This is a genomic window from Mesorhizobium sp. M1406 (assembly GCF_040317555.1).
Lineage (GTDB): Bacteria > Pseudomonadota > Alphaproteobacteria > Rhizobiales > Rhizobiaceae > Mesorhizobium.
The window spans coordinates 1-24451 of the sequence record NZ_JAMYKW010000070.1 but is presented as its reverse complement, the minus strand read 5'-3'; the positions used below and the strand labels follow the sequence as shown (position 1 = coordinate 24451).

The window sequence follows — 24451 nt, the reverse complement described above, 5'->3', positions numbered from 1 at the left end:
TGCCTAGGGTAAGTCTTTGTCGCAGAAGCATTTTCCCTGATTCGGAGCCCCGATGCACCTCAACTCTGTGAGATATTCGGGCTAGATGCCGTTGCGCTGGAGGTGGTATGTCTCCGTGGCAGCCAGTCTGGAGATCATGATCATACAGCCTGCATTCTCAACTATTCCAGTAGCGGATGGCGCAGTGGCGATCGCCTCGGGCGGTTGTCGGTCGAATTCATCCTGATGTTGAAGAATACTGAGTCTGGAAGCTCAAAAGAGGTTCGAGAACAGCCCTTGGCTTCAGGTATCGAGGTTCCGCAGCCCCGATCTCGATCCAGTTCATCTGTCATTAGTATATCCGTAATACTATGGGGACTTCCGTCTGCAAGTGAGCGGTATTTTCCCATGCGCCAAATCGGAGGAACTCTGTTTGGTCACGAAATCATCCAGGCTAGCCGCCGAGGTGCCCGAGTCGAGCGGCCTGGCCGCACTGGCAAAACTGGCTACGGCTTCCTACGAAACCCTTGAGCACGAGCTTCGAGCTACGATCGTCGGGCTCGAAGGCCAGGCGCTCCGTTTCAAGACGGTGATCGACAACATATCGCAAGGCATTTGCTTTTTCGACGCCGATGAACGTCTGATCTTGTCTAACCGTCGCTATGCGGAGATCTACCGCATTGCGGTGGAGCAATTGCAGCCGGGCCTGACACTGGGTGAAATCGTCGAGCGACGCGTCGCTGCCGGAACATCCGCTATGGCTGCCGACGCCTATCTAGCATTGGCCCGGTCGGTCAATTCGAGTGTCACTTCAAGAATCTGGACCGCCAACCTCACCGATGGCCGGACAATCCAGGTCTGCCACCAACCTATGCCCGACGGCGGCTGGGTTTCCACGCATTCGGACGTTACGGAACTCGCGGCCAATCGCCAGATTGTCAATGAACGCATCTCGCTGCAAACGCTGATCGACTGGGTGCCGGGCTATCTATGGGTCAAGGACACCGAAAGCCGCTTCGTGATGGTCAACAGGGCCCTTGCGTCCGACAATGGCCGGGACAAGACAAGCGACATGATCGGCTTGACCGACTTTGATCTCCATGCTCCCGAACTTGCGCAGAAATTTCGCCTGATCGAACAGAACGTCCTCACCGGCGGACAGCCGATGATCGACGAGGAGGAGTTTGTTGTCGATGCGTCCGGCGCCGGCAAGTGGTTCTCGTCGACGAAGGTGCCGCTGCGCAATGTTAAAAATGAGATATTCGGTCTAATTGGCATCGCCCACGACATCACTGCCCGCAAGCAAGCCGACGTCCTCCGTGACGGGCAAGCGCAAATCCTGGAAATGATCGCGATGAGTGCTCCGCTCGAGGACGTGCTCGACCGCCTCATGCGTCTCGTGGAATCCCAGCTGACAGGCATATTCGGTTCCGTCTTGCTCCTCGACAAGGACGGCAGCCATTTGCGGCACGGTGCGGCGCCGAGCCTGGTGAAAGGCTATACGAACGCCATCGATGGCATCGCCATCGGTCCCAAGGTCGGATCGTGCGGGACCGCGGTCTATCGGCGGGAGCCGGTCATTGTCGCCGACGTCATACAAGATCCGCTGTGGGAGGATTACCGCGAACTGGTGGCGGTATACGGTTATCGTTCTTGCTGGTCGACCCCGATCCTGTCGCATCAGGGCGCGGTTTTGGGTGTCTTTGCAATGTATTCGATGACGGTGCGTGTACCGGTCGAGGCCGAGACCCGGCTGATTGATTTCACGACCCGCATCGCCGGTATAGCGATCGAGCGCAAACTGGCTGAAGACCAAATCCACTTCATGGCAAATCATGACGTGCTTACCGGGCTTCCTAATCGCGCCTTGCTGGAGGACCGGCTTTCTCAAGCCATCTTGTACGCGCAGCGATACGATCGCTGGGTGACGCTGGTGTTCATTGATCTGGACAATTTCAAGCTCGTCAACGACACGCTCGGCCACAATGCCGGAGACGAGCTCCTGAAGACCGTCGCCAGCCGTATGGTCGAATGCGTAAGGGCGACCGACACCGTTGTGCGACTTGGCGGCGATGAATTTGTGATCGTCCTGTTCGACCAACCCACGGATGTCGATCTCATCTCCCAGAGCTTGCAGAAGATCCGGGCCGCGATCGCGGAGCCGGTTCATCTCGGAGAGCATCAGCTACGAACAACCGCCAGCATCGGCATCGCAAACTATCCCAAGGATGGAGCGAGCCCGGAAACACTCCTGGCCAATGCCGATGCAGCCATGTATCGCGCGAAAGAGTTCGGCCGCGACAATTTCCAATTCTACGCTCCCGAATTCAACTCAAGGGCTCATGAAAAATTCGTGCTTCAAGAGGAATTGCGAAACGCCTTGGCCGCCTCGGAATTCGCGCTGGTCTACCAGCCGCAAGTTGATCTTCGCTCGGGGCGTGTCTTTGCGGTGGAAGCGTTGATACGCTGGAACCACCCAACACTGGGCCTGGTAGCGCCGACCAGCTTCATTCCTGCGGCCGAGGAGACAGGTCTGATCGTGCCGATCGGCGATTGGGTCCTGCACGAAGCCTGTCGACAGAACAAGGCCTGGCAGGATGCGGGTCTGCCGCCGATGACGGTTTGCGTGAATGTGTCGGCTCGGCAATTCAGGGAAAGGAACCTGATCGGACGTGTCGTCAATGCACTCCAGGAGAGCGGCCTTGAGGCAAGCTATCTGGAGCTGGAGTTGACCGAAAGCCTCATCATGCAGGACACCGATTTGGCGGTCGCGACGATGAACGAACTGCAACATCTTGGCGTTCAGATCTCGATCGACGATTTCGGGACGGGCTATTCCAGCCTCAGCGCACTCAAGACGTTTCCAGTTGCGCGGCTAAAGATCGACAAATCTTTCATCAACGACGTCGCCGATGACGAAAACGATCAGGCTGTTGCGAGCGCCGTAATTTCGTTGGGTCAAAAGCTGAACATGAGGGTTATCGCCGAAGGCGTCGAAACCGACGATCAAATCGCCTTCCTGCGCAAGAACAATTGCGATGAAATGCAGGGATATCACTTCAGCAAACCGGTCTCCGCACGGGACATCGAGACCTTGCTCAACGCCAAGGATTGACGGATCAGCCATTGGTCCGCCGCGCAGCTTGACGAAGAAGCCAGCGGCCGACGGCGATGCGCCTGCTGCTATTTCCCGAGCACGAGACTCCAGTAACGGAGGTTGCCGTCGCTGCCGTCGCGCGCATAGGCAAGGCCGAAACGGGTGAAGCGCGGATCGAGCATGTTGCGGCGATGGCCGGCTGAATGCACCCAGATATCGAACAGCTTCTGCAGGTCGAAACGGCCCTCGGCGATATTCTCCGCGGCCGCACCCGCAATGCCATTGCCTTTGACGCGCGAGGCAAAATCCTTGCCCCATCCGGTCGTGTGGCTCATGCGACGGCGTTGCGCCATGTAGCCGGCCTGCTGCAGGGCGGCCTGTTCGAGCTGCCGGTCGGGGACCAGCGCCGCGAGTCCGGCCGAAGCGCGGATGCCGGCCAGCGTGCCGGTGGCGGATGAGGAAACCCCGGCGCCTCCGCCGGTCGGCAGCGAAACGGTGCCGCAGGCGGCAAGCCCGGCCAACGCGGCAAGGCCGACGCCCTTCAGCAGCATGCGCCTGTTCAGATTCGGGATCGGGTGGTTTTCGATTTTCGCAACGGTCATGCCCACCTGAAATAGTGGCGATCATGGCTTTTGCCGGGCAGGGCGGCGAAAACCGCGGTGGAATCGACGATCCTAGGCGGCTGTGTCGAGATTTGCGTCCGAGGTTGGATTACCGCCCATCCGATCGTCTTCCGTATGCACCCACCAGGCGCCGAGCGCATCGATCAGCGGCACAAGCCCGCGACCCGGCGCGGTAAGATCGTATTCAACGCGCAACGGATAGCCCGAATACACCGTTCGCCGCACGATACCGGCGTCCTCCAGCTTGCGCAGTTCCAGCGCCAGAATGCGGTGCGAGACCGTTGGGTTGTTGCGCCTCAGGTCGCTGAACCGCTTGGTCCCGTCCTTCAGATAATAGAGCAGCAAGGTGGGCCAGCGGCCGCTTAGCACGCGCATGGTCTCTTCGATCGGGCAGCGTGAGACGACGTCTTTCATGGGTAGTCCCTGGTTACAAAATTGTGCGTAATTTACATGGGGCGACCAGCGTTTAGGGTCAAGTTTCGCTGCGCGGCGTGATCCCTTCAATCATGGAAGAAAACAAATGGAACCTATCCTCCTTTATGGCTTCCCGGCGGGAAGCTCGATGGGGCTCGTCGCCGCCTTTGAACGCGTCGGGCAGCCTTATCGCCTGTGTCGCGTCGATATGCTCACCGAGATGAAGAACGATGCATATGCCAGCATCAACGACCGTCAAGAAACTCCGGTTTTGATCACCGACGAAGGCGCGGTGCTCACCGAGACCATGGCCATCGCCGCTTGGGTCGAAGCCCGCGACACGCAACGTCGCATCAGCTTCGACCCGCGCACGCCGCAAGCCGACCGCATGCATCAGTTGATGGCCTTTGTGAACACCGGATTCACCGCCGCCTTCAGCCCGCTCTGGGCGGCATTGGAAATGGCCGCGGATGAACCGGTTCTGAAGGCGACTTTACGCGACTTCGGCCGCAAGGCCGTAGCCAAACGCCACGACCGCCTTGAAGCGATGATCACCGATACGGACTTTCTGGTCGGCGATCGACTGACGCTGGCGGATACCACGCTGATTGGCGTGGCCCGATGGGCGGAGTTCCACCAGGCGATCGACGGCGCTGCCTATCCCAGGCTGGCCGGGTTGCGCCGACGCATCGAGGCCGAACCGGTGGTGCGATATGCCCTGGCTGTCGAGGATGGCGAAAGGCCTGCTGGTTCGGGCGCCTGCCTTGGCCATGTGCCGCTGGCCGAGGTGATCGATCGCTTCGCCGCCTGACGCGCTTCAGGTATTTTCAACCGCGCGGCGCCGACATGCCTGGCGCCGCGCCACTGCAAACCCGGTTACCGATCCGGGGAGAGAGCCGGAATCAACTCAACCGATCAATGGACTTGGCGACAAGCGGCCCTAAATCGACTAGAGTTGCGCTTGAACGAGAAGTGGCAGCTACGGGCGGCCATCCTGGCGGTGACCGCCCCGATACACGGGAGGATGGTTATGGCCGGCTTTCATGTCATGGCGGACGCACGTGGAATGCATGTGCAGCCAAAGGTGCGTCGCATCACCACCTCGGACCTTTGGGATGCACTGCGCCTCGGCGCCGAGGATTTCTGGGCAAAGCCATCGCACTACGTGTTCCTGTGCCTGATCTATCCCATCGTCGGCCTGATCCTGACGCGGTGGACGTCGTCTGGCGCCAATGCCATCCAGCTTATCTATCCCTTGATGTCGGGGTTCGCACTTGTCGGCCCGTTCGCCGCGCTCGGTCTGTACGAGATCAGCCGCCGGCGCGAGCTCGGCATGAACACTTCCTGGTGGCATGCCCTTGACGTGCGGCGCTCGCCGGCGATTCCGTCGATCGCGGTGATCGGCATCATGCTGGTCGCGCTGTTCCTGTTGTGGCTGTACACCGCCCAGTCGATCTACACCGGCTTGTTCGGCGACCGGCCCCCGGCATCGATCGGCGGCTTCGTCCGCGAGGTGTTGACGACCGGCAAGGGCTGGGCGCTGATCCTTGCCGGCAATGCCGCGGGCTTTGTCTTCGCCGCGGTCGTGCTGGCCACCACCGTGGTTGCCTTCCCGTTGCTGCTCGACCGCGATGTCGGCGCCGTTTCGGCCATCGAGACCTCAGCGCGGGCGGTCGTGACCAATCCGCTGCAGATGGCGCTATGGGGGCTGATGGTCGCTGTGCTTCTGGTGATCGGCTCGATCCCGCTGTTTGCCGGGCTCGCGGTGGTCATGCCGGTGCTCGGCCATGCCACCTGGCATCTCTACCGCAAGGTGGTCGAGCCGGAGCGGGAGCAGCAGATAAGGCGACCGATGTAACGAAGCGCTCTCAGCGCTGCGCGTCGGTCGCCATCTTCAGCGCCAATGCCGCCAGCACGGTGCCCATCATCCAGCGCTGGATGACCAGCCACAAGGGCCGTCCGGCGAGGAAAGTTGCGATCGAACCGGCCGTCACCGCGATGATGGCATTGACGGTGAGGCTGATCGTGATCTGCGTGGCGCCCAGCACCAGAAGCTGCGACAGGACATGGCCTTTGCCCAGGCTGATGAACTGCGGCAACAGCGACAGATAGAGCACGGCCACCTTCGGATTGAGCAGATTGGTCATCAGGCCCATCGCGAACAGCTTGCGTGGCCGGTCCCTTGGCAGTTCGCGCACCTGGAATGGCGAACGCCCGCCCGGCTTCACCGCCTGCCAGGCAAGCCACAGGAGATAGAGCACACCGGCAAAGCGCAGCGCGTCATAGGCATAGGGCACGGCGAGCAGCAGCGCGGTGATGCCGAAGGCCGCCGCCAGCACATAGAAGAGAAAGCCGAGCGCCACGCCACCGAGCGAGATCAACCCGGCCTTCGGTCCTTGCGACAGGGATCGCGAGATCAGGTAGATCATGTTGGGGCCTGGCGTCAGCACCATGCCGAGGCAGACCAGGGCGAAGGCGAGATGATTGGCGGTTTCGGGCATCGGTTCGTTTCCCTAGCGGGCTGCCGTGGGTACGTGATCTCGCGAGCGGTCAACATGTGCCTGTCCCGGCAGGCACGCGCAAGGGCATGACGACGCCAGCCGTTGCGCCAGTTGGTTGCCCGTGCCTCTGGATCAGCCGACGATGCGCAGGTTCGTTGCCGATTTCCTTGCTCGGATCCGTCGGATCTTCGCGGAAGCGTGAAGCGGGTGTGCAACCCGCGCCCTCACTACCGGCGGCCGCCCTAAATGTGGGCCAAACGTTCGGAGGCGTCTGTCATTTCGCGAGAGTAATGCGGCGGCTGGCATACATCTCGCGATTTCCAAGAGCGGCCGTGCAATCCGTTCTGACGGATGAGTTTCCCGTCATCTGCACGGTCTTGCCAACAAGCCTCAGGCAGTCGCCTTGGCTGCTCATATCTGAGTTGCCGGCATAGGAGATGGGAGCGTCAGGCGCATAGATGAAACCGCTGATCACGGAATTCGCGCCGCCATTCAGCGTCAAGGCGGACGTGTTCCCGCGATCCTCGAAAATGGTGATGCCGGCATAGGGGCCGCTGGTGGGCGGGGAAAGGTTAACCTGCTCATTGGCATTTATGTAGATCTGTGCGCCTTCCGTGAGGAATATGGTCACGCCCTGGCCGGTCAGGCTACCGTTGCCTCCGGGCTTGATGGCGGTGCCGCGCAGGATGTAGACGCCCGGATCAAGTGTGATGTCTCCCGACAATGTTTTGTCGCAATAAGTGCCAGGTGACAGCGTGTAGGTTTTGCCGTTCGGGACCGGCAGACACAATGTGAAGGCGGGAGGGACGACGTCGGCCAAAGGATCAAACGATGCATATTGATGCTCGAGCGGCGTTCCACAGGTGAGATTGGCGCTGGGTGGCGAAAGCCCGGAAGTGCCGCCGACAGACGAGACGCAGCCCGCTGAAACCAGCGCGGAACCGCCTCTGCTCACGGCATCGGACGCATCGGAGTTTGCCGCGATCACGCAGTTGGCCATCGAGACATTGGTCGAGCCCTGCAGGCTCACGGCGGCCGATGCCTGCCGATCGAGCGCCAGCACGCAGGCTTGCGCGCCGGGCTCCAGTTTGACTGAGGCTGAGCGGTGAGCCTGCCAGGAGGGCGCGCCGCGGATGAAGCTTGCACGGCTGATGCTGGACGAAACCGAAATGTAGTAGGCGCTCGCGTCCCCACCGGCCGCGGCCGAAAAGGTGGAGACGCTGCCCGAATATTCCTGCTGGTCGGCGGCGCTCATGTTGGCCGAGAAAAATGTCAGCCCGAGCGCCCGGACATCACCTGCCGTCATGCCGGGTGAGTACTTCGTGGCGACGGCAAGCCCAGCCGCGTCCAGTGAGTTCTGCAATTGCGCGGCGTCGTCGCTCGTGCCCACCAGATCCATGATGCCGGCCACGCTAACCATTATCGGCAGCATCGCCATGGCGGTCGCCAAAGCAAAGTTGCCGCGCCTGTCGCGCGCGAATCTGAGGATCATCGCCTTCAGCATCCCTGCCCAGAAACCAGTTTTCGGCATGACAATGCTGACAAAATGCTAAATTTCATGTTGCTGGATGCCTCAAAGACCGGCCAGCTCTTTGATGGCTCGTTAACTATGCCGGCTCCGACGGCACAATACGCCGCGTGACAACCCGCTGAAGCTTGGAAGACACTAGCGCCGCGGTCCTTTGCGCGAGGCATCCACTACCGCTCTCACGGCCACGCCGAAAGCTGGTGACAGGCCGGAGCGGTTCGGCTAATCCGAACCGGCCGCGGCGAACCGTCGGCCGTGGTGCTCGTATGATCTTGACTGAAGGAAATGGCATGGCGGATTCGCCTGAAATCATCGGCTCGCTCGAAGACGTGTCGAAGGCCTATTCGGCAATCCTGTGCGATGTCTGGGGCGTGGTCCACAACGGCGAGAGGCATTTCCCCGTGGCGGCCTCGGCGCTTGCGAGGGTTAGAGAGGCGGAAATCCCCGTCGTCCTGATCACCAATTCGCCGCGCAGAAGTGCCGATGTCGTGGCGCAGATGAACGCGATCGGTGTTCCACCATCAGCCTACGACCGGGTGGTCACGTCAGGCGACGTGACCCGGGATTTGATCGCCGAGGGCCCGCGCAAGATTTTCCATATCGGCGCCGACCGTGACTTCACGCTCTATGAAGGTCTCGACGTCGAGCTTGTCGAGGAGTTCGAGGCGTCCGGCGTCGTCTGCACCGGTCTGTTCGATGACGAGGTCGAGAAGCCCGAGGATTACACCGAGCTTCTGCGGCGGTTGCGCGCCAGGAACCTACCTTTCATCTGTGCAAATCCCGACATCGTCGTCGAGCGTGGCGAACGCCTCATCTGGTGTGCCGGCGCGCTGGCACGCGATTATGCCCAACTCGGCGGCCGCACATTGATCGCCGGAAAACCCTACGCGCCGATCTACGACGTCGCCATGAAGGAGATTGTGGAGCTTCTCGGCCGGCCGGTCGAACGCGGCCAGGTGCTGGCCATCGGCGACGGCATGATGACCGACGTGAAGGGCGCCGCCGACAATGGCTTCGACGTTCTCTATGTCTCCGGCGGTATCCATGCCCGCGACTATGGCGATGCACTGCAACCGGATCCGGCAAGGCTGGCCACCTTCCTGGAAAAGCATGGATATCGTCCGGTGGCCGTCATTCCCAGACTGCGGTAGGTGACGATGGCAGCCTTCCAGCACGTTCTGGCAACAACTCCGCTGCCCGCCGACCTGCGCGGCGGCGTGGTGGCGATCGGCAATTTCGATGGTGTCCATCGTGGCCATCAGGCGGTGCTCGAGCGGGCATTGACCGAGGCCGGGCGGCGTGATGTGCCGGCCCTGGTGCTGACGTTCGAACCCCATCCGCGCAAGATATTCAGGCCTGATATACCTTTGTTCGTGCTGACGCCGCCGCCGATGAAGGCGCGCCTCCTGTCGCTGCTGGGTTTTGCCGCGCTCGTCGAACAGCCGTTCACGCGCGACTTCGCCTCGCTGTCGGCGGAAGCGTTCGTGACCGATGTGCTGGAAAAGAACCTTGGCATTACACACGCCGTGACCGGGTTCGATTTCCATTTCGGCAAGGATCGTCAAGGCGGTCCGGCCTACCTGATGGCGGCCGGTGAGCGTCACGGCTTCGGCGTCACGCTCGTCGACGCCTTCCGTGACGAGGGCGCCGAGGTGGTCTCATCCAGCCGCATCCGCGGGTTGCTGAGCGGGGGCGAGGTGGCCGAGGCCGCTGGACTGCTCGGCTATCGCTTCACCGTCGAAAGCGAGGTGGTCGGCGGACAGCAGCTCGGCCGCACGCTTGGCTTTCCCACCGCGAATATGAGGCTTTCAGCCGAAGCCGCTCTGAAGGAGGGCATCTATGCCGTCCGCTTTCGCCGCGCCGACGGCACACTTCACGACGGTGTCGCCAGCTTCGGCCGTCGCCCGACGGTCGACGACAACGGCGCGCAGCTGCTGGAAACCTTCGTCTTCGATTTCTTCGGCGACCTCTATGGCGAGATCTGCCAGGTCTCCTTCTTCGGTTTCCTGCGCCCGGAGGTGAAGTTCGAAGGGCTCGATGCGCTGGTCGCGCAGATGAAGCGCGATGAAGCCGAGGCACGCGCGCTGCTTGCCGGCGTCAAGCCGCTCTCCGACCTCGACGCGGCCATGGCGTTTTAAAGCATGATCCCGAAAAGTGGGAACCGGTTTTCTCGGACAAACGGTTCCGTTTGTCCAGAGATCATGCTCGGACAAGAATCACCTCTTTAGCGCCAAACCGACGGCGACGAAGGTCCAGCCCTGAAAGATCAGGTCGATCGCAAGGAACAGACCGAGCACCCACAGGCTGTTGACCGGCCAGCCCATGGCGATGATCAGACCTGCAAGCGCGCTGATGACACCGGCCGCGACGATCCAGCCCCAGCCGCGTTGCGGCCGGTGACTGTAGCCGACCCAGGCCCTGAGCACGCCTGACGCGACCACCGCGATCGCCAGCAGGAACGTCAGTACCGCCGAGGCAAGCAGCGGATTGTCGAAAGCGAAGAAGCCTGCGACGGCGTAGAGCAATCCGCTGAGCAGCCAGTAGAAGAAGCGGCCCCAGGTCTTGACGCCGAACGCATGCACGATCTCGATGATGCCCGCCATCAGCATCAGCCATCCCACGACATAGACCGAGGCCACCGTGGCGATGAACAGATTGCCGAAGGCAACGCCGCCGAAGATGAGCAGCAGTACGCCGAGCGCGACAAACCACCCCCATTTTGTCCGTGTCTGTTCGATCGCGATTTTCAAGGCGTCGCCATGCAGGGTCATTGTCGCGGTCTCCACCAAGGGCTGCGGGGTACGGGCGGACGTTAGTCCCGGCGTCGGTCAACGTCCAGTCGATGGCCGGCAGTGGGGGATCGCCTGCAAACCACGAGCGGATGTCTCGGATTTTAAATCAAATTTTACCAAATGGCCGTCAAAGCTGTCATCGGTAACCGTGTGTGTTGTGTTAGTGGAGTGGCCATGAGTCCGGTCGGAAAAATCTCTCTGGTGTTGGCCGCTGCGCTGCTGGGTGGCGCGGGCGCTGCCAATGCGGGCGAGGGCAGTTGGCTGTCCGGCGACTGGTATCTGACCGTTGGCGCCACCGGCATGGTGGCGCCGAATTTCGAGGGCGGCAAGAAGTACCTGCTCAGCGCTTCGCCGATCATTTCGTTGGGCAAGGCCGGACCGGCGGCACGCTTCTCCTCGCGCAACGACAACATCTCGCTGGCACTGGTCGACGATGACGGTGTCCGCGCCGGCCTGACCGGCAAGTTCCTGTTTTCCCGCGACGATGACAACGCCGATGAGCTGAAGGGCCTTGATCCGGTGCGCTGGGGCGGCGAAGTCGGCGGCTTCTTCGAATTCTATCCGACGGATTGGCTGCGTGCCCGCGCCGAGCTGCGCCACGGCATCCGTGCCCACAACGGTTTTGTCGCCGACATCGCCGCCGACGCCTTCTACGATGTGACGCCAACCGTGCGGATTTCGGGCGGGCCGCGCGTGTCGTTCGCCTCGGCTGGTTATTTTGACGCCTATTATGGCGTCGACGCGCAGGAAGCCGTGGCCTCGGGGCTGAGCGAATATCACCCCGGTGGCGGCCTGAAATCGACCGGCGTCGGTGGCGCCATAACCTGGAAGGTGACCGAGCCGATGACCGCCAGCCTGTTTGGCGAATATTCCCGCCTGATGGGACCGGCGGCCGATTCCAGCCTGGTCAGGGAACGCGGCGACCGCAATCAGTTCATGATCGGCGTGTCGACCACATATCGCTTCGACTTCACGATGTAAGTGAATCGAACGAGACGCTTTATTCCTGCGCTCATCTCCGCTAAAAGCCGGGGCATGATGAGCTTTTCGCGCCTTTGCAGGCCGACGATACGAATTATGAGCCCGGTGTTCCGGGCGGCCTGAGCGCCGCCGGAGCCGCCGGGAATTTTGGCGTGCGCCATCTCGCGCTTTTTCCAGATCATAAGGCATGTCGCCCAAAAGTGGCCCCGGTTTTGGGAAACCGACATGCGCAAGAAGTAAAGTTCAACGCCCGAGCTCCTTTGCGGCCGGGCAATGCACATGGCAGACCAATGACCGATACCCCAATGACTGACACCAAAGAAACGATCGACTATTCCAAGACACTTTATCTGCCGCAAACGGATTTTCCGATGCGCGCCGGTTTGCCCGAGAAGGAGCCGCTGCTGGTCAAGCGCTGGCAGGACATGGACCTCTACGCCAAGCTGCGCGAGAGCGCGGCCGGCCGCACGAAATACGTGCTGCATGACGGCCCGCCCTACGCCAACGGCAACATCCATATCGGCCATGCGCTGAACAAGATCCTCAAGGACGTCATCACCCGCTCGTTCCAGATGCGCGGTTATGACTCGAACTATGTGCCGGGCTGGGACTGCCATGGCCTGCCGATCGAATGGAAGATCGAGGAGCAGTACCGCGCCAAGGGCAAGAACAAGGACGAGGTGCCGGTCAACGAATTTCGCAAGGAATGCCGCGAGTTCGCCGCGCACTGGATCACGGTGCAGGGCGGCGAGTTCCAGCGGCTCGGCGTCATCGGCGACTTCAAGAATCCCTATACGACAATGGCTTTCCATGCCGAGGCGCGCATCGCCGGCGAGTTGTTGAAATTCGCCATGTCGGGCCAGCTCTATCGCGGCTCCAAGCCGGTGATGTGGAGCGTCGTCGAGCGCACGGCGCTGGCCGAAGCCGAGGTCGAGTACCAGGATTATGAATCCGACACGATCTGGGTGAAGTTTCCGGTCGCCAGCCTGGTCCGCCCCATCGATGATGGCGGGACCAAACTGACGGAGGGAGCCCTCGATCTGCTGCAGGCCCATGTCGTCATCTGGACGACGACGCCCTGGACGATCCCTGGCAACCGCGCCGTCAACTACTCGCCGCGCATCGCTTATGGCCTCTACGAGGTCACGGCGGCCGAGAACGCGTTCGGCCCGCAGCCGGGCGAAAAGCTGATCTTTGCCGACGCACTGGCCGAAGACGCCTCGGCCAAGGCCAAGGTCACCTTGAATCGTCTCCGCAGCGTTTCGGCGCAAGAGCTTGGAAGCCTCACGCTTTCACACCCGTTCAAGGGCTTTGGCGGAGGCTACGAATTTGCCGTTCCGATGCTCGCCGGCGACCACGTCACCGACGATGCCGGCACCGGCTTCGTCCACACCGCGCCTGGGCACGGCCGCGAGGACTTTGACGCCTGGATGGATGCGGCAACGGATTTGCGCGCACGTGGCATCGACAGCGCCATCCCGTTCACCGTCGACGATGGCGGCTTCTTCACCAAGGACGCGCCGGGTTTCGGCCCGGACCGCGAGGGTGGACCGGCGCGTGTCATCGACGACAACGGCAAGAAGGGCAACGCCAACCAGGCCGTCATCGACGAGCTGATCAAGCGCAACGCGCTGTTTTCGCGCGGCCGGCTGAAACACTCCTATCCGCATTCCTGGCGCTCGAAGAAGCCGATCATCTTCCGCAACACGCCGCAATGGTTCGTCTACATGGACAAGGACCTCGGCGACGGCTCGACGTTGCGCGGCCGTGCGCTGAAGGCAATCGACGACACTCGTTTCGTGCCGGCGGCGGGCCAGAACCGCATCCGCGCCATGATCGAGGAGCGCCCCGACTGGGTGCTGTCGCGCCAGCGCGCCTGGGGCGTGCCGATCGCCGTGTTCGCCGATGCCGACGGCAATGTGCTGAAGGACGAGGCGGTCAACCAGCGCATCATGGATGCCTTCGAGCAGGAGGGCGCCGACGCCTGGTTCGCCTCCGACGCCAAGGAGCGTTTCCTCGGCAATCACGATGCGTCCAAATGGAAGCAGGTGATGGACATCCTCGACGTCTGGTTTGATTCGGGCTCGACGCACGCCTTCACGCTGGAGGATCGTCCGGATCTGAAATGGCCGGCCGACGTCTATCTCGAAGGCTCCGACCAGCATCGCGGCTGGTTCCACTCTTCGCTGCTCGAAAGCTGCGGCACCAGGGGCAGGGCGCCTTACGACACAGTCGTCACCCATGGCTTCACCATGGACGAGGACGGCCGCAAGATGTCGAAGTCGCTCGGCAATACCGTGGTGCCGCAAGACGTCATCAAGCAGTCGGGCGCCGACATACTGCGTCTGTGGGTGGTGACGACCGATTACTGGGAGGATCAGCGCCTCGGCAAGAACGTGCTGCAGACCAACATCGACGCCTACCGAAAGCTGCGCAACACCATCCGCTGGATGCTGGGCACGCTCGCCCATGACGACGGCGAAGAGGTGCCGCTGGAGAAAATGCCAGAGCTGGAGCGGCTGATGCTGCACCGGCTGGCCGAGCTGGATGAGGTCGTGCGGTCGGGCTACGACGCCTTCGAGTTCAAGCGCATCACCCGCATGCTGCTCGATTTCATGGTGGTCGAGCTGTCGGCCTTCTATTTCGACATCCGCAAGGACGCGCTCTATTGCGACGCCCCGTCGAGCGTGCAGCGCAAGGCTTCGGTGCAGGTCGTGCGTCATCTTTTCGACTGCCTGGTGAAATGGCTGGCACCAATGCTGCCTTTCACTATGGAAGAGGCCTGGCTCGACCGTCATCCGGACGCCGTCTCGGTGCATCTCGACCAGTTTCCGCAAATTCCGGCTGACTGGAAGAACGAGGCGCTGGCGGAAAAGTGGCGCAAGGTGCGGCAGGTGCGACGCGTCGTCACCGGCGCGCTGGAGATCGCGCGCGCTCAGAAGGTGATTGGGTCGTCGCTGGAAGCTGTGCCGGTCGTCACCATCAACGATGCGGCACTCGAAGCGGCGATATCGGATGTCGACATGGCCGAGATGGCGATCACCAGCGATCTGGTCATCGCTCATGGGCTAGCGCCCGCGGGTGCCTTCACGCTTGACGACGTCAGGGGTGTCGCCGTGGTGGTCGAAAAGGCCGAGGATCGCGGTCTGGTGAAATGCGCACGCTCCTGGCGCTACACCGCCGATGTCGGCCAGGATCCGGAATTCCCCGACGTTTCGGCGCGCGATGCCGCGGTGCTGCACGAATTGAAGACACTTGGCCGGCTTTAACAGGCTGGCCAGCCAGCTGGATCGGTGCACAAATGCCACGCCGGGCGGGCGAAAACCGCCCGCGCGTTGCCCTTAACGAGTGGTTGAGGTAAACACGCGAAACTCCGGAAGACAAATTGTCGCCGGATTTCCGTCGCAAGTGCTTGGACGATGGGGACCGGTCATAAGACCGGTGGCAATCGAGAGGCTGTCTACAGTGGGACTTTTTGGCATGACCGAGAGATATAACGCGCGCCTGGCGCTGCTGGCGCCGCTTGTCGCATCGGGCCTGGCTTTGTCCGGCTGCATGGGCTCTCCGACCTATGGTACCGACAAGACCGCCGGCGAACAGCTGGCCGGTGATATTTCCGGCGCGTTTTCGTTCGCGCCGAAGCGCAAGGAACAGATCGATTACAAGCCGCGTCCGACGCTGGTGAAGCCGGCGCCGGGCCAGAAGGAAGCGCTGCCGGCGCCGCAGGACAGCATCGAGACGGCAAGCGCCGAGTGGCCCGAATCGCCCGAGCAGCGCCGCGCCCGCCTGCGCGCGGACGCCACCGCCCATCAGAACGACCCGGCTTACCAGTCGGAAATCGTCGACGACGTGCAGACCGACCCCGCCTCGGTGAAGAAGGCAATGGCGGAGTCAGGCTCGAGCCATCCGCCGGCGTGGACGCCAGCCGATTCAGACAAGGGTCGCGCCGCCGAGATCCAGCGCCGGCTTGCCGACAGCAAGCAGGGCGACCCGAACACCCGCAAATATCTCAGCGAACCGCCGGTGCAGTATCGTGTCGCTGCCGGCACGGCGCCGCAGAACGAGCTTGGCGAGGACGAGTACAAGAAGGAACGCCGCCTGAAGAAAGAGGCGCAAGGCAAAAAGGGCAGCGGCTGGTTCGACTGGCTGCCGTCGCTCTAAAAACGGACGGTCTGCGTTTCGTTGCTTTGCGTTGATGGGCCTTGCGCCCGGTTCAGCCGCGCCGTTCCTGGAAAAATCCTTTGAGCAACAGGACCGCCTCGGTCTCGCCCATGCCCGGATAGATGTCGGGCGTGTGATGGCAGGTTGGCGAGGCGAAGAAGCGCACGCCGTTGACCACCGCGCCGCCTTTGTCGTCGGCGGCGCCGAAATAAAGCCGGCGCAGCCGGGCGAAGGAAATGGCGCCGGCGCACATGACGCAAGGCTCCAGCGTCACATAGAGATCGTGCCCGGTCAGCCGCTCGGCCGACAGTTTGCGGCAGGCTTCGCGGATGACCAGCATCTCGGCATGCGCCGTCGGGTCGGCAAGTTCGCGTGTGCGGTTGCCGGCGCTGGCAACGACCGTGCCGCCGCTGGCGATGACGGCGCCGACCGGCACTTCGCCGCGCAAGGCCGCCGCCTCGGCCTCTTTCAGCGCCATCGCCATGAAATCCGGTCGCTTCACGCGGTTTCCATTCCGATTATCTCCTCGCCACCCCAGGCTTTTGGTTTTCGTTTGTCTTGCCGGAAAAACCGGTCTCCACTTTTCCCTGACAAACTCTGATGATCCTGTTATTGAGCGCATCAACCCGAAAGTCGGACTCGATTTTCGGAAATGATCATGCGCCAAATCAAAGTGCTACAGCGTTCGTTGCGCGCCCGAAAGGATGCGCCACGCTGTAGCAGCGCAAACGGACAAAGGCCACATGGACGACAACGACAAGAAATTCCGACCCAAGAAGGGTCCGGCCAGGAACGGTTCGAAAACGGCGGGACCGCGCAGCCGTGATAGCGCCGCCGGCAAGGGCGGCAAGCCGTCCTTTGGCGCCAAGAAACCTTACGCACCGCGCGGCGATCGCCCGATGGCCGCCGATGGCGAGCGGCCGAAGCGCGACTTCAAGAGCGGCGACAAGCCATTCAGCAAAGGCCCGCGTCCCGAAGGCAAACCTTTTGAGAAGCGTGAGGGGCCACGCAAGCCCTACGCACCGCGCGGCGACCGGCCGATGGCGGCCGAAGGCGAACGCAAGCCCTATGATAAGCGTGAGGGGCCACGCAAGCCCTATGCACCGCGCAGCGACCGTCCGACGACTGAGGGCGAGCGCAAGCCCTATGAAAAGCGCGAGGGGCCGCGCAAACCCTATGCACCGCGCAGCGACCGTCCGACGCCTGAGGGCGAGCGCAAGCCCTATGAAAAGCGCGAAGGCCCACGCAAGCCTTATGCGCCACGTGGCGACCGGCCGATGGCGGCGGAAGGCGAACGCAAGCCCTATGAAAAGCGCGAAGGGCCGCGCAAACCTTATGCACCGCGTGGCGACCGGCCGGCTGCGGCGGCAGAAGGCGGCGACAAGCGCTTCGATCGCCCCAAGCGCGACTTCGGCGATCGTGCGCCGCGCGACTTCGCTGACCGTCCGAAGCGTGATTTCGCTGATCGTCCCAAGCGCGATTTCGGCGATCGTCCCAAGCGCGACTTCAGCGATCGGCCGCAAGGCGCGTCAGGCGGCAGCTTCAGGCCGCGCCCGCATTCCGCGGAAGCGACGGAAGAGGCAGGCGAACGCATCGCCAAGCGGCTGGCGCGCGCCGGCTTGGCCTCGCGCCGCGATGCCGAGGAACTGATCGCCGCCGGTCGCGTCAAGGTCAACGGACGCGCCCTGACCTCGCCGGCCTTCAACGTCATGCCTGATGACATCATCCATCTCGACGGCATGGAAATCCCGCCGATCGAGCGCACCCGCCTGTTCCTGTTCCACAAGCCGGCAGGCGTGGTCACCACCAACCGCGATCCCGAGGGCCGCAAGACCGTCTTCGACGTGCTGCCGGCCGAGCTGCCGCGGCTGATGACCATCGGCCGGCTCGACATCAACACCGAAGGCCTGCTGCTGCTCACCAATGATGGCGGCCTGTCGCGCGTGCTCGAACTGCCGGCCACCGGCTGGCTGCGCCGCTACCGCGTGCGCGTCCACGGCAAGGTCGAGGAGAGCGCGCTTGCCGGCCTGCGTGAAGGCATTGCCGTCGACGGCGTCTTCTACGGTGCCATCGAAGCGACGCTCGACCGCGAGCAGGGCACCAATGCCTGGCTGACTATCGGCCTGCGCGAGGGCAAGAACCGCGAAGTCAGGAACATCCTGGGTTCACTTGGCCTCGATGTGACGCGGCTGATCCGCATCTCCTACGGGCCGTTCCAGCTCGATGACCTCGCCGAGGGCCATGTGCTGGAGATCAAGGGCCGGGTGTTGCGCGACCAGCTTGGCGAACGCCTGGTCGAGGAATCCGGTGCCAATTTCGACGCCGAGGTCACCAAGCCGTTTTCCAACAAGCCGGTGCGGCGTACTGAAGTTCGCGACCCGGAGCCCGAACGGCCGAAATTCACCCGCGACGGCGAGCGCCGTCCGATCGGCGAGGGCGGGTTGATCAAGAACCGCAAACGCCGCGAAGGCAGCCGCGACGAGGCGCTGGGCAAACTGTCGACCAGTCCCGACAGAAGCTCCGGACCGGAAAAGAGTTTCGGCGAACGCGGCCCGCGGCCCGCACGCAGCTTTGGCGACAAGCCACGCGGCAATTTTGGCGACAAGCCTCGTGGTGCTTTTGGCGGCAAGCCCGGTGGCGGCAAGAAGTCCGAGCGCGAGCAGCGGCCGATCGAGCCGCCCGGCCAGCGCAAGGCCAATGTCTGGATGGCGCCGGGCGCGCGGCCGATCGGCAAGGGCAGGGCTGAGGCCGACGCCGCCAAGGCGGCTGACGCCAAGGCGCGCAAGGCGTCATTCAAGCCGTCTTATGGCAAACCCGCCGGTGCAAAACCGTTCGGCAAGCCGAGAGGCGAGCGTCCGGGCGGTGCCGGTGGTGGCGAGCGGCCGCGCGGTGGTCCCAAAGGTCCCAGAACGAGATGAGGCCGAAAGCGAGATGAGAATCGTCGGCGGTGAGTTTCGCGGGCGTCCCTTGGCGGCGCCCCGCTCGAGCGCCATCCGTCCGACGACCGATCGCACCCGCGAGGCCGTCTTCAACGTGCTGGCGCATCGCTTCGCGGAGCAGTTGGACGGCGCGCGCGTGCTCGACCTGTTCGCAGGCACCGGCGCTCTCGGGCTCGAAGCACTGTCGCGCGGTGCGTCCTACGGCGTCTTCATCGAGGAATCGGCCGAAGGCCGTGGCCTGATCCGCGACAATGTCGAAGCCTTCGGCCTGACCGGCCGCACCAAGATCTTCCGCCGAGATGCCACCGGCCTTGGCGAGGCCGGCACCCTTGCGCCGTTCGGCCTAGTCTTCGTCGACCCGCCCTACGGCAAGGGCCTTGGCGAACGCGCCCTGCGGTCGGCCAAGGCCGGTGGCTGGCTTCGCCCCGGCGCGCTGTGCGTGGTCGAGGAGGCCGCGGTGGCGCCCTTCGAGCCAGGCCCCGGCTTTTCCGTGCTGGACGAGCGCAGTTACGGCGAGACGGTGATCCGCTTCATCGAGGCGGCCTGATACGTTTTGCTCCCGGCCTCTTTGCCGCCGCCTTTGCCGGCAACATGACCAACAATTCACTTTGCTTGTCGTCCAGACCCTGCCTATCGTCCTGCCGAGAAACCGGAGCCATTGATGACATCTAAAGCTGAATGGCTGCGCGCAACGCTGCTGGCGACGTCGCTGGCTTTCACGATCACCGGCCCGGCGCTCGCGGACAGTGCGCCGGACGCGTTCAAGATCACGGATTTCCTGCTCGACAACGGTATGGAGGTGGTCGTCATTCCCGACCATCGCGCGCCGATCGTCACCCACATGGTGTGGTACAAGATCGGCAGCGCCGACGAGCCGCCGGGCAAATCCGGCATTGCCCATTTCTTCGAGCATCTGATGTTCAAGGCGACGACCCATCATGCGGCCGGCGAGTTCGATCGCGCCATCTCCGACATCGGCGGCTCCAACAACGCCTTCACCTCTTACGACTACACCGCTTTCCACGAGACGGTTGCGCCGTCGGCCCTCGAGCTGATGATGAGCTTCGAGGCCGACCGCATGCGCAACCTCATCCTCACCGACGACGTCATCAAGACCGAGCGCGATGTCATCCTCGAGGAGCGCCGCTCGCGTATCGACAACAATCCGCAAGCCGTGCTGGACGAGGAGGTCGACGCCACGCTGTGGCAGAATCAGCCCTATCGCATTCCCGTCATCGGCTGGATGCAAGAGATGCAGCAGCTGAACCGCACCGACGCCACCGCCTTCTATGACAAATATTACCGGCCCAACAACGCCGTGCTGATCGTCGCCGGCGATGTCGAGCCCGACACGGTGCGGGCGCTGGCCGAGAAGACCTATGGCAAGGTGGCGCGCGGCCCCGATCTGCCGCCGCGCATCCGCCCGGTCGAACCGGAGCAGAACACCAGGCGCACGGTGACGCTCGCCGATGCCCGCGTCAGCGTACCGAGTTTTTCGACGCAATGGGTGGTGCCATCCTATCATTCGGGCAAGCCGGGCGAGGCGGAAGCGCTCGACCTGCTGGCGGAAATCCTCGGCGGCGGCAATCGCAGCCGGCTCTACCAGGCGCTCGTCGTCCAGCAAGGCATTGCCTCCAACGCCGGCGCCTATTTCCAGGGCACCATGCTCGACGATACCAATTTCACCGTGTACGGCGCGCCGCGCGGCGATGCCAAGATCGCCGACGTCGAGGCGGCGGTCGATGCCGAGGTCGCGCGCATCGTCGGGGATGGTGTCACGCCATCGGAGCTGGAAAAGGCCAAGGACCGCTATGTCAGGTCGATGATCTTTGCCCGCGACAAGCAGGATTCCATGGCCAACATCTATGGCTCGACACTGGCCACCGGCGGCAATGTGCAGGACGTCCAGCAATGGCCGGACCGCATCCGCAAGGTCACCGCCGAAGAGGTCAAGGCCGTCGCCGCGCGCTATCTGGTGCTCGCCCGGTCGACGACCGGCTATCTCTTGCCGCAGCAACAGGCGGGGAATTGATTTGATGTCGAGATTGAGCCCGATGCATACCGGCGCGCCCTTGCCTTCTCCCCTTGTGGGGTCCGAAGGACGGGGCGAGACCCGCGGCTCGCCCCAGGGCGGTGGCCGAGCGCAGCGAGGTCGGATGAGGGGTGTTCCAGCTTGGCACCGGCTGCGATCCGTCACGCACCCCTCAACCGTCTCGGCGCTGCGCGCCGATCCACCTTCTCCCACAAGGGGAGAAGGAAAAGCGCTCGCCGCCCTCGCAACCCTCTTCCTCTCCATCCTCTTCCTGATCCTGCCGGCACTCACCGCGCGCGCGATGGACATCCAGTCCGTCACCTCGCCAAAGGGCATCACCGCCTGGCTGGTCGAGGATTATTCCGTGCCGATCGTCGCCATCCGATTCGTCTTCGGCGGCGGCTCGACGCAGGATCCGCCGGGCAAGGAGGGGCTGGCCAACCTGATGACCGGCCTGTTCGACGAAGGCGCCGGGCCGCTGGACTCGGAAGACTTCCAGATCAAGCTCGACGATGACGGTGCCGAGATGAGTTTCGAAGAGAGCCGCGACGGCATCTATGGCACGATGCGCATGCTGGCCGATCAGCGCGACGAGGCGTTCGACCTGCTGCGGCTGGCGGTCAACGAGCCGCGCTTTGACCAACTGCCGATCGACCGCATCCGCTCCCAGATACTGTCCGGCATCATCGCCGGCGAGAACGACCCCGACACGGTCGCGCAGAACAAATGGGCGCGGGCACTCTATGGCGACCATCCTTATTCCCGCTCCGACCAGGGCACCAAGGAAAGCATCGCCACCATCACGCCGGATGATCTGAAAGCCTTGCACCGCGCGGTGTTCGCGCGCGGCGGGCTGCATGTCGCCGTGGTCGGCGCCATCGACCCCGAGACGCTGAAGAAGAAGCTCGACATGGTGTTCGGTAACCTGCCGCAAGACCAGGCGCTGAGGCCGGTGGCCGATATCGACCCCAAGCTGGCGCAGCATGTCGAGGTCGACTACGACCTGCCGCAGACCTCCCTGCAGCTCGCCTATCCCGGCGTAAAGCGCAGGGCGCCGGATTTCTTTCCGGCCGTGCTGATGAACGAGATCCTCGGCGGCGGCACCTTCACCTCGCGCCTGTTCCAGGAGGTGCGCGAAAAGCGCGGACTGGCCTACAGCGTCAACTCCTCGCTGATCAACCAGGACCACGCCAACGCACTGGTCATCAGCACCGGCACCCGGTCGGACCGCGCGGCCGAGACGCTGGGGATCGTCCGCGACGTCGTCAAGCAGCTGGCCGATGAAGGCCCGACCGAGGCGGAGCTGGCGGCGACCAAGAAATACATGATCGGCGCCTACGCCATCAACAATCTGGACTCGTCGAGCGCCATCGCCTCGACATTGGTCGAACTGCAGCTCGACGATCTCGGCATCGACTACATGCAGCGCCGCGCCGGCTACATCGACGCGGTGACGCTCGACCAGGTCAAGGCGGCGGCGAAGAAGCTGCTGACCACCGAGCCGACCATCATGGTCATCGGGCCGAAACTGGCCGGAGCCGGCAAGGGATGACAGCCGGCACGCATTTCACTTTTCCGAGCGCTGGCGCTGCCCCGGCTGGCCGCAACCTCGACGCCTATTCTGCAACGCTGGCGATTGGCGAAATCGGCGGTGACAGCGTCCCTCTGCCCGTCACTATACGTGGAGAGGATGCCGGCAGGCAGGTGAGGGGCGGCGCCGACCTTGCCAATTGGCGGTCTCCGACACCAGCCGGAAACGGGACAGGAGTCACGCAAAATGGCGCCTAGCTTCGGCATCGCCTTCGGCGGCGGCGGCGCGCGCGGGCTGGCGCATATCCATGTGATCGAGGCGCTGGACGAACTGGGCATCAAGCCGGTGGCCATTGCCGGCTCGTCGATCGGCGCCATCATGGGCGCCGGCATGGCATCAGGCATGACCGGCAAGGACATCCACCACTATGCCCGCTCGATCCTCGGCCGCCGCGCCGAAGTGGCGAGCCGCATGTGGCGCGCGCGGCCGGGTACCATCGCCGAAGCTATGCAGAACGGCATCCGCGTCAGCCAGTTCAACGTCGAGCGCATCCTGAAGGCCTTTCTGCCCGAAGCCATCCCGGAAACCTTCGCCGAGTTGAAAATCCCGCTGAAGGTAACCGCGACGGACTATTTCGGTCACAAGCTTGCCGTCTTCGAGGATGGCGACCTGCACTCCGCATTGGCGGCCTCGGCGGCCATACCCGCCGTGTTCCGCCCGGTGATGCGCGACGGCAGGCTGCTGATCGACGGCGGCATCTACAACCCTGTGCCCTTCGACCTGATCGAGAACGACGCCGACATCATCATCGGCGTCGACGTGGTCGGCGCGCCTGAGGAGGCCGACCGCAAGCAGCCGACCTCCGTCGACCTGATTTTCGGCGCCACACAGCTGATGATGCAGTCGATCATCGCCAACAAGCTGAAGCAATGCCGCCCCGACATCCTGGTCCGCCCGGCGGTGTCGAAATACCGCGTGCTCGATTTCCTGAAGATCGATGCCCTGATGAACGAGACGGTGGATATCAAGGACGAGTTGAAACGGCAGGTGGAGAAGGTGCTGGAGGCGCGGCTTAGTGCTGCCGTCAAGGCGAGGCGGGGAAAGCAGGTCGGGTGAGGATGGTGGCGTGCCGGTAAGACCTGGCGCCCATTCTGCTTGCCGAACCGGCTTAAGCGAACAAAAGGCGACCTATGGGAACGGTCGCGTTTGATGCGGCCATAGGCGAGTTCACGGCCGAATGGCGACTTTGCGCCTAATGTCGGCCGAACGATAGCCGCATTGCTCTCGACGAGACCACTCCTGCCGCAGACCGCCTAGCTGGCTGACACTTGGCTGATCCCGGCATCGACCCAGGCACGCGTCTGTTCCAGCACTTCATCGGAAAACGCTGGGTCGTCGATCGCCCGGGCGAGGATCACTGCCCCCACCATTGCTGCAAAACTCCCGATCGCCGCGCGGCGTCCGTCTGCCGGATCCAACTCCGGGAGCGCCTTGCCGATACGGTCGATCTGCGATCGAAGGCCCTCTGTCATGGCCGAGCGTGCAGCCGGGGTCTGATGGCGGATAGACGCGGCAAGACCCGCCGTCGGACAGCCGCCGGCGGCGTTGTCGCGATGACGGGGCGAAAGATAGGACCCCACATAAGCGCGAAGATCGCCCCCTCCGACTGAGTCCGCGGCAAGGACATGGGCAAGGGTCTGCGCGGTCAGGTCGTCCTTCGAACTGAAATGGCCATAAAAGCCGCCATGGGTGAGCCCGGCGGCCTTCATCACTTCCGCCACGCTGACTGCGTCGAAACCCTTGTCGCGAAACAGCCGGCTGGCCGCATCCAGAATCCGGCGACGGTTCTCCGCCATCTGCTCTCGACTGACCT

21 protein-coding genes are annotated in these 24451 nt (G+C 63.1%); 13 read left to right on the top strand and 8 right to left on the bottom strand.

What is annotated here, in order from left to right:
* Positions 1-412: 412 nt before the first annotated feature.
* Entirely contained in the window at positions 413-3094 is a 2682-nt protein-coding gene (locus tag NKH03_RS30320) for an EAL domain-containing protein (protein ID WP_352972581.1), read from the top strand.
* 68 nt (positions 3095-3162) lie between these two features.
* Here NKH03_RS30320 and NKH03_RS30315 read toward each other — a convergent pair whose 3' ends face one another.
* Both NKH03_RS30315 and NKH03_RS30310 read right to left on the bottom strand, forming a co-directional pair.
* A complete protein-coding gene (locus NKH03_RS30315; RefSeq protein ID WP_352972578.1) occupies positions 3163-3678 on the bottom strand; it encodes a CAP domain-containing protein in 516 nt (171 codons plus the stop codon).
* Between the two features lie 72 nt (positions 3679-3750).
* Complete coding sequence (locus tag NKH03_RS30310) at positions 3751-4113, bottom strand: winged helix-turn-helix transcriptional regulator (RefSeq protein WP_352882994.1); 363 nt, start codon at positions 4111-4113, stop codon at positions 3751-3753.
* 106 nt (positions 4114-4219) lie between these two features.
* On the opposite strand from NKH03_RS30310, the gene NKH03_RS30305 reads away from it, so the two are divergent.
* Both NKH03_RS30305 and NKH03_RS30300 read left to right on the top strand, forming a co-directional pair.
* Positions 4220-4924: a glutathione S-transferase family protein gene (locus tag NKH03_RS30305; protein ID WP_352882996.1), complete on the top strand. Its 705-nt coding sequence runs from the start codon at positions 4220-4222 to the stop codon at positions 4922-4924.
* Between the two features lie 219 nt (positions 4925-5143).
* Complete coding sequence (locus NKH03_RS30300; protein WP_352972576.1) at positions 5144-5971, top strand: DUF2189 domain-containing protein; 828 nt, start codon at positions 5144-5146, stop codon at positions 5969-5971.
* Positions 5972-5981: 10 nt separating this feature from the next.
* Here the strand turns inward: NKH03_RS30300 and NKH03_RS30295 are convergent, their stop codons facing one another.
* Together NKH03_RS30295 and NKH03_RS30290 are read right to left on the bottom strand one after the other, a co-directional pair.
* Positions 5982-6614 carry a LysE family translocator gene (locus tag NKH03_RS30295; protein WP_352869435.1) on the bottom strand — a complete coding sequence of 211 codons (633 nt, stop codon included), beginning with the start codon at positions 6612-6614 and terminating at the stop codon, positions 5982-5984.
* A gap of 274 nt (positions 6615-6888) precedes the next feature.
* Entirely contained in the window at positions 6889-8145 is a 1257-nt protein-coding gene (locus NKH03_RS30290) for a TadE/TadG family type IV pilus assembly protein (RefSeq protein WP_502913570.1), read from the bottom strand.
* Positions 8146-8432: 287 nt separating this feature from the next.
* Here NKH03_RS30290 and NKH03_RS30285 point away from each other — a divergent pair, with 287 nt between their 5' ends.
* On the top strand, positions 8433-9293 hold the full coding sequence (locus tag NKH03_RS30285) for a TIGR01459 family HAD-type hydrolase (protein WP_352869437.1): 861 nt from the start codon (positions 8433-8435) through the stop codon (positions 9291-9293).
* Between the two features lie 6 nt (positions 9294-9299).
* The gene (locus tag NKH03_RS30280) at positions 9300-10280 is read left to right on the top strand and encodes a bifunctional riboflavin kinase/FAD synthetase (protein ID WP_352869439.1); all 981 of its coding nucleotides are present in this window, start codon (positions 9300-9302) and stop codon (positions 10278-10280) included.
* A 78-nt stretch (positions 10281-10358) separates the two neighbouring features.
* Here NKH03_RS30280 and NKH03_RS30275 read toward each other — a convergent pair whose 3' ends face one another.
* Entirely contained in the window at positions 10359-10913 is a 555-nt protein-coding gene (locus NKH03_RS30275) for an HdeD family acid-resistance protein (protein ID WP_352972574.1), read from the bottom strand.
* Positions 10914-11108: 195 nt separating this feature from the next.
* Between NKH03_RS30275 and NKH03_RS30270 the strand changes: the two genes are divergently transcribed.
* Positions 11109-11915 (top strand): MipA/OmpV family protein, encoded by an 807-nt coding sequence (locus NKH03_RS30270; RefSeq protein WP_352972572.1) that lies wholly within the window; start codon positions 11109-11111, stop codon positions 11913-11915.
* Here the strand turns inward: NKH03_RS30270 and NKH03_RS30265 are convergent.
* A complete protein-coding gene (locus NKH03_RS30265) occupies positions 11864-12097 on the bottom strand; it encodes a hypothetical protein (RefSeq protein WP_352869443.1) in 234 nt (77 codons plus the stop codon). The genes NKH03_RS30270 and NKH03_RS30265 overlap by 52 nt on opposite strands.
* Before the next feature lie 123 nt (positions 12098-12220).
* Between NKH03_RS30265 and ileS the strand changes: the two genes are divergently transcribed.
* Both ileS and NKH03_RS30255 read left to right on the top strand, forming a co-directional pair.
* The gene (gene ileS, locus NKH03_RS30260; protein WP_352972570.1) at positions 12221-15184 is read left to right on the top strand and encodes an isoleucine--tRNA ligase; all 2964 of its coding nucleotides are present in this window, start codon (positions 12221-12223) and stop codon (positions 15182-15184) included.
* 211 nt (positions 15185-15395) lie between these two features.
* Positions 15396-16076 (top strand): hypothetical protein, encoded by a 681-nt coding sequence (locus NKH03_RS30255; RefSeq protein WP_352869447.1) that lies wholly within the window; start codon positions 15396-15398, stop codon positions 16074-16076.
* Positions 16077-16128: 52 nt separating this feature from the next.
* Here NKH03_RS30255 and NKH03_RS30250 read toward each other — a convergent pair whose 3' ends face one another.
* Complete coding sequence (locus NKH03_RS30250; protein WP_352869448.1) at positions 16129-16578, bottom strand: nucleoside deaminase; 450 nt, start codon at positions 16576-16578, stop codon at positions 16129-16131.
* Between the two features lie 241 nt (positions 16579-16819).
* Here NKH03_RS30250 and NKH03_RS30245 point away from each other — a divergent pair, with 241 nt between their 5' ends.
* The 5 genes from NKH03_RS30245 to NKH03_RS30225 all read left to right on the top strand — a co-directional run bounded on the left by NKH03_RS30245 (position 16820) and on the right by NKH03_RS30225 (position 23694).
* The gene (locus NKH03_RS30245; protein WP_352972568.1) at positions 16820-18994 is read left to right on the top strand and encodes a pseudouridine synthase; all 2175 of its coding nucleotides are present in this window, start codon (positions 16820-16822) and stop codon (positions 18992-18994) included.
* A gap of 13 nt (positions 18995-19007) precedes the next feature.
* Complete coding sequence (gene rsmD / locus NKH03_RS30240; protein WP_352972565.1) at positions 19008-19562, top strand: 16S rRNA (guanine(966)-N(2))-methyltransferase RsmD; 555 nt, start codon at positions 19008-19010, stop codon at positions 19560-19562.
* A 114-nt stretch (positions 19563-19676) separates the two neighbouring features.
* Complete coding sequence (locus NKH03_RS30235; RefSeq protein ID WP_352972563.1) at positions 19677-21047, top strand: M16 family metallopeptidase; 1371 nt, start codon at positions 19677-19679, stop codon at positions 21045-21047.
* A gap of 124 nt (positions 21048-21171) precedes the next feature.
* On the top strand, positions 21172-22599 hold the full coding sequence (locus tag NKH03_RS30230; protein ID WP_352972561.1) for a M16 family metallopeptidase: 1428 nt from the start codon (positions 21172-21174) through the stop codon (positions 22597-22599).
* Positions 22600-22824: 225 nt separating this feature from the next.
* Positions 22825-23694, top strand: a complete 870-nt coding sequence (locus NKH03_RS30225; protein WP_352972559.1) for a patatin-like phospholipase family protein — start codon at positions 22825-22827, stop codon at positions 23692-23694.
* 197 nt (positions 23695-23891) lie between these two features.
* Here the strand turns inward: NKH03_RS30225 and NKH03_RS30220 are convergent.
* The coding region (locus NKH03_RS30220; protein WP_352972557.1) for a TetR/AcrR family transcriptional regulator at positions 23892-24451 on the bottom strand (560 nt) is incomplete at its 5' end.